Consider the following 13,162-nt stretch of genomic DNA (forward strand, 5'->3'; position numbering starts at 1 on the left):
TTTTTTAAGCTTCGATAGAAGCTGATGTTTTTTCTTTTTGATGTTTGCAATAACGAAGTTATGCGATAAGGGCTATGGCTTGGACGTAAGAGCTTGCTCTTAAAGGCAAAGACATGGCACTTAGCACAGGAGCTCTGCAAGAGCTGCAAACATCAAAAAGTGTATTTTCTGTTTTTTTCATTGATAGGAAAAGGACAATTTTAAATTCTGGCCATTATTTTTAAAATTTTGGCCAAAATTCAATTAATTCTGGCCAAAATTTATTTCAGTCCTTTTCATCCTCAGAGCCAAAAGAACGATGAAGCCATCCCCATTGCGCACCTCTTACTCCAGCACGGAACAGCAACAAAAAAGCCGCTACCCCCTCAATGAAAGGATAGCGGCTCATAGCTATTCGTCTTCGGACTGCAGACTTAGATATCTTCCTCCTCTTCGTCGGCCCACACGTCGTGGCGACGAGAGAGGTTTCCACTTGTATCTTCTGTAGAACCCGAGAAGTCGTCCTGCTGAGGATTCTCGCCAGAGGTGTTCAGTGGTGAGCCTGCCAGGATCTGGGTGTTTCGGATGGTTATCACCTTCATTGAAGGCATCATATATATCTTTTTCATATCTTCTTTCGTTTTATTGTTCTTATATGGCCGCCTTTGGCGGGAAATTCTTCAAAATCTAATTCAAAATTCTACAGAATAATTATTTTTCCTTTTGAACAATTTTGTTTCTAATTCTGAGAAATCTCCCTGCGAAGCAGGCTCCTTTACTTTACAAATACCTTTTTACCATTCACGATATAGAGTCCCTTCGTAGGTGTAACCACGCGACGACCACTAAGGTCATACACAACTCCCTCGCCTTTGGAGAGTGCTGAGGTGAGGTTACTAATTCCCGTAGCCTCATCATCCAGTGCGATGAACGCACGAGCATCAGCCACAGCCGTTGCAGGCAGGTAAGCAGAGTTGGCACGAACAGTAAAGTCGTTAGTATTCTTATAGAAGCCCAGACCATTAGCGCCCTGCTTCAGCACGAACACTGTTTCAGCAGTCTTCACGGTCTCAGCAGTAACACCCTCCAGGATATTTGTCACAGCGTCTGCGCTTGCAGCCACAGGAACATTAGCAGTAGTACCGCTCACCAGCAATCCAGTATTTGCAGGCACCTTACCCGTCACCTTATTGAACTTCACAACGTCACCCACCTTCGTAGCCGTATAAGCAGTCAGCTCTGTTACACCAGTGAAATCAAGAGCGTATTCAGAGCAATAGGTTGCCCAGCCTGCAGCAGATATTGAAACAGGAACAGAAACCGCAGTAATTTCTGCAGGACTCTTTACGCCTGTCTTGCCTGTAAAGTAACCGGTAATATTACCTTTTACAAGAATCTCCATTCCAATAACATTATTATCATCAATATTCCAAGTATCTCTTAATGAGCCCGAGGGCAATTGAAGCGCAATAGTTTTAGTTCCACTTATTTCTTCAGGCGAATCTGATAACGCAAGATTGGAATTACCTGATAAAGACGCATTACTATCCTTGCCACTAAAGAAGCCAACAATATAACCCTTTACATAATTTACACCAGAATAATCCCCTGTGTTTACTTCTGCAACAGTATAAGGATTGTACTTACACCCTTTAACCGTGGGATCAATTACAGTAACGGTGTAATAGGCACTACCACTTTTGAAATTATCGTTACCTACAAACGAAGCCGTGATTTTTACAGTTCCCTCGGAACCTGTCTCGAGAACAATCTCGCCAGTTGTATCGCCAACTAGAGCAACAGCCTCGTTGTTTGAAGAATACGTTACCGTCAATCCGTTGGGATTAATCAAAGCAGGAGCCTCAAAAGTATTATCATTCAACATAACATCAAATGCAGTCTGAGCGTATGAAAGACCAGCTACAGCCTTATTGATAGTCAATGTATAAGAAGCAACAGCTGCCTTATAGGTTGCATTACCCGTGAAAGTTGCTTTGATGGTTGTTGAACCAGTTTTCTTTACGGTAACAACACCTGTAGAAGTAACAGTAGCTACATCCTCATCAGTACTTGAATACGTTACATCTACAGAATTAGCGTTTGTTAGAGCCTGACCAGCAAAAGCATCGCCCCATGTTAGCTCAACTTCGTTTTCAGCAAAACTGATTCCTGCATCAGCACGTGCATCAGCAACCGTTACAGAAACCGTAGCAATGGCAGGCTTATAAGTAGCAGAAGTTGCAGACATAATAGTAATTGTTGCAGAACCTTCTGTTTGAGCTGTGATAGTATAAACACCAGCACTCTTCAGAGCCACAGTAGCTACATCTGGATTGCTACTCTCACAAGTAATATCACCATCAGTATTTGTAGTCAATGCCACATCAACTGTTTCATGAGTATAAGCATCAAGCGTGGCCTCACTCTTATCAAGTGAGAACGTAGGAGCTGTCTTCGTAGTACGACTTACCACCTGACTACCAGAATCGAACTCTGGCGTGGTTCCTTTATAATTCTTCAATGTTCCGAATACAATAACCTCATCTCCCAGTTCCAAGTTAGTTTCATTGGTAAAGTCAGCCCCGTCTGTATTCTTACCTAGGTAAACTTGGAGTTGGTTCGTTGTTGCTCCGTCATCAGAGATAAAATATGTTACAGCGCCACTACTTATACTTCCAGCTGTAGAAACGACACCTCTTACATACTGATTTGCAATTGTACCATTACTTGCAAGAGCATTGATTGCTGTAATCGCTTCAGAAACCGTCATAGGAACAACCTTCGTAAAGGTCTTGCTTGCTTCATCACTGTCAGTCAAACCACTCTTTGTTGCCTTAGCCTTTACGGTTGTTGTTTCTGTAAGAGCAAAGGGAGCAGAATAATTGTTCCAGTTTGCGCCATCATCAGTACTATACTGAATAGCTGCACCATCCGTTCCGCATGCGATTGTTACATCTGTAGAAGTTAGGAAGTTCTCATCTCCACTGATTGTTGGAGTAGCAACTTTTGTTGGAGCCGCTGTTGAATATGTAACAACAATAGCATCACTTGAAGCCAAATTATTTGTTCCAGTTGCAACTTTTCCATTTTGGTAGAATGCAAAATACGTAAAATTGTCAGATTCGTTAGGTTCCCAAGTTATAGTTTTATTCGTAGAATTCCAAGTTCCAGCTGTTCCACCTGTAGTAGAGGAAACTTCAGAAGTTCCTCCAACAAACATAAAGCCTGTATTTGAGGTACTCGACAATGTTAGTGCAGAGAATTTTATAACCACCTTAGTTATTTTTCCAGGAAATGCACTAGTATTATAGAATCTAAATTCAGAAGAAGGCGAAGCCTGATTTGTCTTCACTTGAAGACTCTTTGGATTCCATTGATTCATTTTCCATTTGATTCCATTGTGTGTAAACTCAGTCAAAGTCGTAATATAAGAAGTTGCGCTACTACCTGTACTTGATTGGTTTGGAGTCAGACTATAGTCTTCCGCCCACACATTCCCCCACGTGACGAGCGCGCACAGTAAGAGCATTGTTTTGAGTAAAAATGTCTTTTTCATAATGTTTTATTTTTAAATTTTGGTATATACGATTGTTGTTTATAGGCTTTTTAGTCAATATCATCATAGACTTTGCAAAGATAGAAATTATTATCGACACTTCCAAGGAAAATGAGACAAAAGAATAAATAACGAAAAAATATCCGAAAAAGGCCACAAAAAAAAAGCCAGGACTCACTTGAATCCTGGCCATTATTTCACAAATATTCTCCTCCCCTTTGGGGAGGTCGGGAGAGGTTTTTACCCAAAGAACTCTCCGTCGCCTTGCTGATCGTAGCTGCTACCATCGAAACAGTGGGTGCAGACTTGATTCTTGGGCAGACCGATAGAGGCTACAAGGTCTTCGAGGGTAGCAAACTTCACCGAGGTGAGACCCAGGCGACGGGCTATCTCGCTGACCATACGCTTATACTCTGGTGAGTCGGTACGGGCATAACGCTCCAAGTGTGGTTCATCCTCGCCCTCAAAGTCGCGAATAATCTGACGCGTGATGAGCTCCATGTCGCTCTTCGAAGAGGTGAAACCTATGAAAGGACAGCCATAGACCAGTGGCGGACATGAAATACGTACGTGTACCTCCTTGGCGCCGTTCTCGAAGAACTCACGCACATTGTCGCGCAGCTGCGTGCCACGCACAATAGAGTCGTCGCAGAACACGATGCGCTGATCCTTCAGGATGTTGCCGTTGGGAATCAGCTTCATCTTGGCCACCAAGTTACGGCGTGCCTGGTTGTTAGGAGTAAACGAGCGAGGCCACGTGGGTGTGTACTTCAGCACGGCACGCTTGTATGGAATCTTGGCACCGTCGGCATAGCCCAGGGCCATACCTACACCCGAGTCGGGGATGCCACATACCAAGTCGGCTTCCACATTGTCTTTCTCGCCCATGCACTTACCATTGCGCTCGCGCACCTCCTCGACGTTGATACCCTCGTAGCAAGAAGCGGGGAAACCATAGTAAACCCACAGGAACGAGCAAATCTGACAGCGCTTGAAGGCTGGCTGCATCACCTCTACCGAGTCGCTCTTCACCTTGACAATCTCGCCAGGACCGATGTCGCGCACGGTCTTATAGCCCAGATTGGGGAAGCTGGTGGTTTCGCTAGACAGGGCATAGCCATCCTCGCGGTGACCCAGCACGATAGGTGTGCGGCCCAGGAAGTCGCGTGCAGCAATGATGCCGTCCTCGGTGAGGATGAGCATAGAGCACGAGCCCTTAATCTTACGATAAACCAGGTTGATGCCATCCACAAACGTGTTGCCCATGTTGATGAGCAGCGCCACGAGCTCCGTTTGGTTCAGGTTGTTGGCGCTCTGCTCGCTCAGGTGCATGCGCTGCGCCAACAGCTCGTCGGCAATCTCGCGCAGATTGTTGATCTTAGCCACCGTGACCACGGCATAGCGTCCCAGATGTGAGTTAATGATGATAGGCTGTGGGTCGGTGTCGCTGATGACGCCTATGCCCAGATTGCCAGAGAAATCGTCGAGTTCATCTTCGAACTTCGAACGGAAATAGTCACGCTCCAGTGAGTGGATGCTACGTGAGAATCCCTTCTCTTCATCGTAGGTTACCAAACCTGCACGTCGTGTACCAAGGTGTGAATTGTAATCAGTTCCGTAAAACAAATCGTTTACGCAACTCTTCGTAGAGATTGTGCCAAAAAAGCCGCCCATAATTGTTATCGCTGTGTTGATTAAAATCGGGTGCAAAATTACAAAAATCTCGCTGAATGCGCAACATTTCAACGAGATTTTTTGTATATATATCTTAAAAGGAAATAATAAAGCGTACCAACAAATACACCGGCCACGGCATCGATGGCATAGTGGGCCATGATATAGAAGGTGCCGAAGAACATCAGCACGGCGCAGGGCAACAGGCAGAAGAACAGCCAACGGCTGCGGGCCTGCCACGCCAGCCACAACAGGATGGTGGTGACGCCCACATGACTGCTGGGGAAAGCGGCGGTGGGGCGCTCGCCGGCGTCGTGCGAGATGATGGTGAGCTGATGGAACAGTCCGTCCTGCCATCCGGGAATGGGCAGACAGTCGGTGTTGTTTTCAAAATAGTAGCCCACGTTGGGGAACACACCATGCGCTATCTGGTCCACCCCTACGGCGCAGTAGTAGAACTGAGGGCCGGCCACGGGCAGGAAGATAAACACCAGGTAGAACAGGAAGAAGCCGCCCAGCATGATGAAGGCCATGCGGTCGAAGTCTTCGAAACGCTTGAAGAGGTAGTAGAGCATCACGACCACCATGACCACATAGTAGCTCTCATAGCCCATCTTCACCAGTTCGCTGACCAGCGGTTGCGGGTATTGCTGGGCAAAAAGCAGTGCGGGCTGACAGCCGAAGAGGGTCTGTTCCCACTGTGCAAACACGTGGTCCAGATTGGGCAGCACGCGGTTCAGCTCATACGTATCGGGATACCACAGGCCCAGCAGCAACATTTGTGCCAGGGCACGCAGAAACATGGTGAAGCGGCAAGGCTTCAACGCATAAATCTCTTTCAGTAGGAATATGGCTGCCAGCGTCTGCAGACGCACGCTCAGCATGGGCATCAGGTGCATTTCATGACCGAACGAATAGTAAGTCATGAGTATTGAAGTAAGCACCAGGTAGGCCATGATGAGCCATTCGAAGGCCAGGAATCCCTGGCGGGGCTGCTCGTCGCGAGCAAAGAGTTGCTTTAAATCCATCCGTTATCTTGATACCATTTCACGGTGAGGGGCACTCCCCTCTCCAGTGTGTATTGTGGGTTATAGCCCAACTCGCGTCGGGCGGGCTCTATGTCGCAGCGCCAGTTGCGCTGCTTCAGTATGTGATATTTATCATTGTTCAGGGCGCTGATCTTACCACGCAGATGACCTATCTTGTCGCCAAACCAGGTGACCACGCGCAGCACCCATACAGGGGCGGTGATACGAATCCACCAGGGGTTGCCCAGTTCGCGGCGAATCAGGTCAGAGAAGGTGGTTGACTGATAGACCTCGCCATCGCTGAGGAAGTACTTATGGCCCACCTCGCCACGCTCCAGGGCCAGGAAGACGGCCTGCACCACGTCGAGCACATAGACGAAGGTGATATCCTGACGGGTGAAGCCCACGGCGAAGTCGCTGTGCTGCTTGATGCTCTGCACCATCAGGAAGTAGTCGCGCTCACGGGGACCATAGACACCAGTGGGGCGCAGCACGATATAGGGGAAGGGCTCACCTGTGGACGAGGCGCTGTTCAGCGTGTCCAACCAGCGCTCGGCTTCCAGTTTGCTCTTGCCATAGGCCGTGTTGGGCTGGGGTGTGTCGGTGTCCTTGATCTCGGTGTAGGGCTGCTGTTCGCGGATGGCGCCAAAGATGCTGAGCGAACTCAGATACACGAAGCGCTTCAGCGGCATCTGCAGTGCCATCAGCACACGCACCAGGTTCTTGGTGCCCTCGGTGTTCACACGGAAGAAGTCGTCGGTGTTCAGGCATTTCGTCACACCGGCAGCATGCACCACATAGTCAAACTGATGCGGGCGCAGCTGCTCCTCCAGTCTGCTCTGGCTCGACAGGTCGAGCTCTAGGAAGTGCAGTCCGTCGATGTTCAGGAAGTCACGTTTGCTACTGCCACGCACAGCTGCCCAGGTGTCAAAGCCCTGGCGCACGGCCTCTTCGCAAATGAACGAGCCAATGAATCCGCTGGCTCCCGTGATAAGAATCTTCATAGATATTGAAATTTGGGTGCAAAGGTAGTAATTATTAAACGAAAATATGTATATTTGCAGCAAAAATTAATGTTATGAAATGGCTCTTATATATTAATATGGTGATGCTGATGCTCTGCGCGCAGGGCTGCAAGGCACAGTGTGAAGACTTCAGTATCAGCGAGATCAGCGACTCCGTGTGGCATGTGATGCAGGGTAAGACCTACCACGAGAACCCGCACATCCAGCGCTCGGACCTGCGCTACATCCGCGTGCTGCACTGGGACTACGATGGTAAGACGCGCCGGGGCGAGATGGTGTGCAACAAGCTCATCGCCGAGGACATCATCGACATTTTCCGCCAGCTCTACAAGGCGCACTACCCCATCGAACGGATGGTGCTGCCCGACAACTACGATGCTGACGACGAGCGACAGATGCGCGACAACAACACGTCGTGTTTCTGCTATCGCGTCGTGGCCAACTCGAAGACGCTGTCGAAGCACGCCATGGGCATGGCCGTGGACCTGAACACGCTTTACAATCCCTACTACCGCCGCTACCCCAGCGGAAAGGTGGTCATTCAGCCCACCACCGGCAAGCCTTACTGCGACCGCTCGAAGAAGTTCCGCTATAAGATCACCAGCGACGACCTGGCTTGTCGCCTCTTCAAGAAGCACGGTTTCACGTGGGGAGGCGACTGGAAGTCGCACAAGGACTACCAGCATTTCGAGAAGTAAACACAGTGTAAACATAACATAAAAAAAGCAAACTTCTGAGCTTTTTGACGACTATACAGAGAGAATCAAAGAGAAAATAACTATTTTTGCAGTCGAAACTTATTAATAAAACAACACAACAGAAAATGAAAAGACTTTTTTCACTGGCTGCACTACTGGCAGCAGCACTGCCTTTCATGGCACAGACACAGTTCACCGTGAAAGGTACGGCTCATAAAGACGCCAAGACACTGGCCTTGATGGAGATAGGCACGAACCAACAAAACGAGACCATCAACGTGACCAACGGCACTTTCACCATCAATACCGACAAGCCCGAAGGCACGGTGATGGTTATCATGGATCCTCAGAACAACTTGTTCAACATGTTCGTGGTGGATGGCAAGGAGATGACGCTGGATATGAACACCGACGAGGTGAAGGGCTCGGCACAGAACATGGCACTTACCAAGTTGGCGCTCGCCATGAGCAAGGCAAAAACGGAAACAGAACAGGAAGAGGTACTGCGCCAAGGACTGGCTGCTAACCCCAACAATGCTGTGGGCGCCTTCGCCATGTCGCAACTCATGTATGTCATGAGCTACGACGAACTGAAAGCAGAGATTGAGAAGGATGCGCCCTACCTGAAACACCCCCTGTGTGCCAAGGTAAAACCATACTTGGAGTCGCTGGCCCTGCGTGCACCCGGCACCATGTTCAAAGATATTGAAGAGGCTGACACACTGGGCAACAGCCACAAGCTGAGCGAATATGTGGGCAAGGGCAACTATGTGCTGATAGACTTCTGGGCTTCGTGGTGCGGACCCTGCATGATGGAGATGCCCAACGTGAAGGCTAACTTCGAGAAATACAAGGCTAAGGGTTTCAACGTGGTGGGCCTGTCGTTCGACCGCAATGCAGATGCTTGGAAAAAGGCTATCGTCGAGAAAGAGCTGAACTGGACGCACCTCTCAGACCTGAAGTTCTGGCAGACCATTGCTGCCCAGACCTACGGCATCCGCAGCATTCCTTCGAGCATCCTGTGCGACCCCACGGGCAAGATCATTGCCATAGACCTGCGCGGCGAGAAGCTCGGCAACACGCTGAAGGAGATATACGGTTTCTAATCACGCACCATAGCATCATTATAATACGCTAAAAAGGGCCGTTTTGAACGCGAAAAGAGGCACTCTTGCCATCTGATAGAAGGCCTTTTAAAGTGCAATACCAAAGCCCTTGTTTCTGACCTAGCCCCTGGAGAGCTTGCTTCTAGCCCCTAGAAGTGCCGCATCCAGGGGCTAGATTTGTTCTGTCTAGGGGCTGGATGCGCGCGCTCCAGGGGCTAGATGGACACCAAAAGTGGCACTATTGCAGCGCAAAAGTGCCACTTTTACAAGATAAAAGCATAACTATTACATGATAAAAGCGCCACTTTGGCAAAACAAAAGCAAAGAGATGGCAAAACGAAACACACCCCGATGGTTGCCGGCAGCAAACCACCAGGGTGTGTTTTTTTGTTTTCTATGCGCTCTGTTAGAGCTAGTTAAGACAAGTCACGGAGTTACTTAGGCTGCTTGCCGATGTAGGCCAGAATACCGCCATCGACGTAGAGCACATGACCATTCACGGCGTCTGAAGCGTGAGAAGCCAGGAACACAGCAGGACCACCCAGCTCTGAGGGGTCGAGCCAACGACCGGCAGGAGTCTTGGCACAAATGAACGAGTCGAACGGATGACGGCTTCCATCTGGCTGACGCTCGCGCAGAGGTGCAGTCTGAGGTGTGGCGATATAGCCCGGGCCAATGCCGTTGCACTGGATGTTATACTCGCCATATTCCGAACAGATGTTGCGGGTCAGCATCTTCAAGCCACCCTTGGCGGCAGCATAGGCACTGACTGTCTCACGACCCAGCTCGCTCATCATAGAGCAGATATTGATAATCTTACCCTCGCGGCGCTCCATCATCTCGGGAATCACGGCTGAAGAGCAGATAAACGGACCAACCAGGTCGATGTCGATGACCTGCTGGAACTCGGCACGCTTCATCTCGTGCATGGGAATGCGCTTGATAATGCCGGCATTGTTGACCAGGATATCGATCTGGCCTACCTCCTCGTGGATTTTCTCTACAAGAGCCTTAACGGCATTCTCGTCGGTAACGTCGCAGACATAGCCCTTCACGTTCTCGATGCCAGCCTCCTTGTAGTTGTCCAGTCCACGCTGCAGAGCAGCCTCGTTGATGTCGTTGAAGATGATGGTCTTAGCACCGGCAGCCACGAAAGCCTTGGCGATGTTGAAACCAATACCGTAGGAAGCACCTGTGATCCAGGCGTTCTTACCCTCTAAAGAAAAAATATTAGCCATAATTAGTTTTATTTATATAGTAATTGTTTTCGATGGGCAAAGTTACAAATTAATTTCCAACCGCCACCATATTTGTCCCGTTTCTTTAGAAAAACTTACTTAAAAAAACTAATTTTTGACCGGTGAGACAAAATTATTCATAATTCATCGTGCTATATTCATATTTATTTCCTAACTTTGCACGGCTTTTTAAGAGTAAAATACACATTATAATATAAAGAGAAAGAAAAGAAATGGATAAAGTGAGCTACGCCCTGGGACTGGGCATTGGACAGCAGTTGGCACAGATGGGCGCCAACGACCTGAACGTAGATGACTTCGCACAGTCTATCAAAGACGTGCTGGCAGGTAACGAACTGAAGGTTTCGCACCGCGAGGCACAGGAGATCGTGCAGGAATACTTTGCAAAGAAAGAAGAGAAGCTGAACGCCGAGCGTGCCGAGAAGGGCAAGGCTGCCAAGGCTGAAGGCGAGAAATATCTGGCTGAGAACGGCAAGAAAGAGGGCGTCATCACCACCGAGAGCGGACTGCAGTACCAGGTGCTGAAGGAAGGCAACGGCAAGAAGCCATCGGCCAAGGACTCAGTGAAGTGCCACTACGAGGGCTTCCTCATCGACGGCACCGTGTTCGACAGCAGCGTACAGCGCGGCGAGCCCGCCACCTTCGGACTGCAGCAGGTCATCGCTGGATGGACCGAGGGTCTGCAGCTGATGCAGGAGGGTGCCAAGTATCGCTTCTTCATCCCCTACCGTCTGGCCTATGGCGAGGGTGGTGCAGGCGCTATGATTCCTCCTTTCGCCACACTGATCTTCGACGTAGAACTGCTCGAGGTTGTGAAGTAAGCCTCGGCTGGACAGCAGAACGAAACAACATAACAACAATAACAAATAAACAACAATGAAAAAGTTAACATTTGTGGCCGGTATGGCCATTGCTGCTGTAGCACTGGTATCGTGCGATGGCGGCGCACCTAAAGCAAGCCTGAAAAGTGACATCGACACACTGACCTATGCCATCGGTGTAGCAAACTCTCCCTACATGAAGCAGATGATCCAGGACACTGCCTACACTGCTGAGTTCATCAAGGGTATCAAGGATGGTGCTAACGCTGGTGACGACAAGAAGAAGGCTGCCTACTTCGCAGGCTTCCAGCTGGGTCAGGAGATTGGCAGCCGTTGGAAGAAGGGTCTGAACGAGCAGATCTACGGTGCCGATACCACCAAGACTATCTCTATGCGCAACCTGTTGGCCGGTCTGATTGGCGGTATCAAGGGCGACGCTACCATGACTGCCGAGGAGGCTGGCGAAACCGCTCAGCGCCTGATGGACCAGATCCAGAAGGTACAGCAGGAGAAGGCTAAGAAAGAGGGCGAGGCTTTCCTGGCTGAGAACGCTAAGAAAGAGGGTGTGAAGGTGACCGAGAGTGGTCTGCAGTACAAGGTGCTGAAGGCTGGTAATGGTGCTATCCCCAACGACTCTTCTATCGTTCGCGTAAAATATCGCGGCACACTGGTTGACGGTACTGAGTTCGACTCTTCAAGCAAGTATGGCGACGAGCCCGCTACCTTCCGTGCAAACCAGGTGATCAAGGGTTGGACCGAGGCACTGACCATGATGCCTGTAGGCTCTAAGTGGGAGCTTTACATCCCCTACCAGTTGGCTTACGGCGAACAGGGTTCTCGCGGCATCCGCCCCTACTCTGCACTGATTTTCGAAGTAGAGTTGGTTGAGATTAAAGACGCTGAATAAGTATGAAGAAATCACTCATCATTGCACTCGCCATCATGGCGGGTGCTTTCTGTTCTACCGCACAGGCCGGTAAGAAGAAGGATAAGAAAAAGAAGCAGGAGAAGACCGAATGCTGCGTGGCTCCCGTGGTGCTGACCAACAATCACGACACGCTGAGCTATGCTGCCGGCCAGATGATCACCAACGGACTGACCAGCTACCTGAAGAACCAGTTTGATGTGGACGAAACCCAGATGAAGGACTTCGTGCGTGGCTTCAACGAGGTGGTGAACGCTGCCGACACACCCGAGCAGAAGGCTCGCCTGGCTGGTATGCAGATTGCTGCCCAACTGCTGCAGCAGATGCTGCCCGGCATCACAAAGGAGTTCACCGACACCCCCGACACCATCGTCAAGCAGGTGCTGTTCCGCGGTTTCACCGACGCACTGCTGAACGACAGCACGGTCAAACTGGCTAAGCCCGCCGACGAGCTGTTCCGCGACCTGCAGCAGAAGAACAAGGATGCTAAGGCCGAGAAACTGACTGCCGAGGGACGCAAGTTCCTGGAGGAAAACAAGCTGAAAGAGGGCGTCATCACCACCGAGAGCGGACTGCAGTACAAGATACTGGTGCGCGGCGAGGGCGAGGTGCCACAGAAGACCGACAAGGTGAAGGTGCACTACGAGGGCCGACTGATTGACGGCACCGTGTTCGACGCTTCGTCAAAACACGGCACCGAGCCTGCCACCTTCCGTGCCGACCAGGTCATCAAGGGATGGACCGAGGCGCTGACCATGATGCCCGTGGGCTCAAAATGGCAGTTGTATATTCCTCAGAACTTGGCCTACGGCGAGCGTCAGGCCGGACAGATTCCTCCCTACTCTACGCTGATCTTCGACGTGGAACTGGTAGGCATTGAGAAGTAACAACACTCGACAAGCCTCTCGCAAACCTAGTTTTTTGTCAATCGAATGTAGTTTTTGTCCTTTTTAAAACTTTTATTCTTCATTATTTCGCGATATAAGGTATTTGCATTACCTTTGCAGAAGAAAAAAGAAAAGCCAAAACAAACTACGTAAAAATATATTAGGTTTTAGAAACGAGAGGAAAAAGAAGTCGACAGGAAACAG

General features: G+C 49.5%; 11 protein-coding genes. 5 read left to right on the forward strand and 6 right to left on the reverse strand.

The window, feature by feature from the left end; all coding sequences use genetic code 11:
• Window positions 1-413: 413 nt before the first annotated feature.
• The 5 genes from T496_RS14820 to T496_RS0101905 form a co-directional block, all read right to left on the reverse strand.
• The gene (locus tag T496_RS14820; RefSeq protein ID WP_155808585.1) at window positions 414-608 is read right to left on the reverse strand and encodes a hypothetical protein; all 195 of its coding nucleotides are present in this window, start codon (window positions 606-608) and stop codon (window positions 414-416) included.
• 146 nt (window positions 609-754) lie between these two features.
• The gene (locus T496_RS0101885) at window positions 755-3,535 is read right to left on the reverse strand and encodes a DUF6359 domain-containing protein (protein WP_081783507.1); all 2,781 of its coding nucleotides are present in this window, start codon (window positions 3,533-3,535) and stop codon (window positions 755-757) included.
• 240 nt (window positions 3,536-3,775) lie between these two features.
• Entirely contained in the window at window positions 3,776-5,209 is a 1,434-nt protein-coding gene (locus tag T496_RS0101895) for an amidophosphoribosyltransferase (protein WP_027449247.1), read from the reverse strand.
• A 68-nt stretch (window positions 5,210-5,277) separates the two neighbouring features.
• Window positions 5,278-6,237 carry a phosphatase PAP2 family protein gene (locus T496_RS0101900; RefSeq protein WP_027449248.1) on the reverse strand — a complete coding sequence of 320 codons (960 nt, stop codon included), beginning with the start codon at window positions 6,235-6,237 and terminating at the stop codon, window positions 5,278-5,280.
• Window positions 6,228-7,241, reverse strand: a complete 1,014-nt coding sequence (locus tag T496_RS0101905; RefSeq protein ID WP_027449249.1) for an NAD-dependent epimerase/dehydratase family protein — start codon at window positions 7,239-7,241, stop codon at window positions 6,228-6,230. The genes T496_RS0101900 and T496_RS0101905 overlap by 10 nt, the downstream gene beginning before the upstream one ends.
• A 74-nt stretch (window positions 7,242-7,315) precedes the next feature.
• Between T496_RS0101905 and T496_RS0101910 the strand changes: the two genes are divergently transcribed.
• Entirely contained in the window at window positions 7,316-7,960 is a 645-nt protein-coding gene (locus T496_RS0101910; RefSeq protein WP_027449250.1) for a M15 family metallopeptidase, read from the forward strand.
• A 125-nt stretch (window positions 7,961-8,085) separates the two neighbouring features.
• Window positions 8,086-9,066 carry a TlpA disulfide reductase family protein gene (locus tag T496_RS14320; protein ID WP_052342023.1) on the forward strand — a complete coding sequence of 327 codons (981 nt, stop codon included), beginning with the start codon at window positions 8,086-8,088 and terminating at the stop codon, window positions 9,064-9,066.
• Between the two features lie 434 nt (window positions 9,067-9,500).
• Here T496_RS14320 and T496_RS0101920 read toward each other — a convergent pair whose 3' ends face one another.
• On the reverse strand, window positions 9,501-10,304 hold the full coding sequence (locus T496_RS0101920) for a gluconate 5-dehydrogenase (RefSeq protein WP_027449251.1): 804 nt from the start codon (window positions 10,302-10,304) through the stop codon (window positions 9,501-9,503).
• A 233-nt stretch (window positions 10,305-10,537) separates the two neighbouring features.
• Between T496_RS0101920 and T496_RS0101925 the strand changes: the two genes are divergently transcribed.
• The 3 genes from T496_RS0101925 to T496_RS0101935 are packed head-to-tail and all read left to right on the forward strand — an operon-like array spanning window position 10,538 to window position 12,958.
• Window positions 10,538-11,146 carry an FKBP-type peptidyl-prolyl cis-trans isomerase gene (locus tag T496_RS0101925; RefSeq protein ID WP_027449252.1) on the forward strand — a complete coding sequence of 203 codons (609 nt, stop codon included), beginning with the start codon at window positions 10,538-10,540 and terminating at the stop codon, window positions 11,144-11,146.
• Between the two features lie 55 nt (window positions 11,147-11,201).
• Window positions 11,202-12,053: an FKBP-type peptidyl-prolyl cis-trans isomerase gene (locus T496_RS0101930; protein ID WP_027449253.1), complete on the forward strand. Its 852-nt coding sequence runs from the start codon at window positions 11,202-11,204 to the stop codon at window positions 12,051-12,053.
• Between the two features lie 2 nt (window positions 12,054-12,055).
• Window positions 12,056-12,958 (forward strand): FKBP-type peptidyl-prolyl cis-trans isomerase, encoded by a 903-nt coding sequence (locus T496_RS0101935; protein ID WP_027449254.1) that lies wholly within the window; start codon window positions 12,056-12,058, stop codon window positions 12,956-12,958.
• Window positions 12,959-13,162 lie beyond the last annotated feature (204 nt).

Source organism: Xylanibacter brevis P6B11 (assembly GCF_000621825.1).
GTDB classification, from domain to species: Bacteria; Bacteroidota; Bacteroidia; order Bacteroidales; family Bacteroidaceae; genus Prevotella; species Prevotella brevis.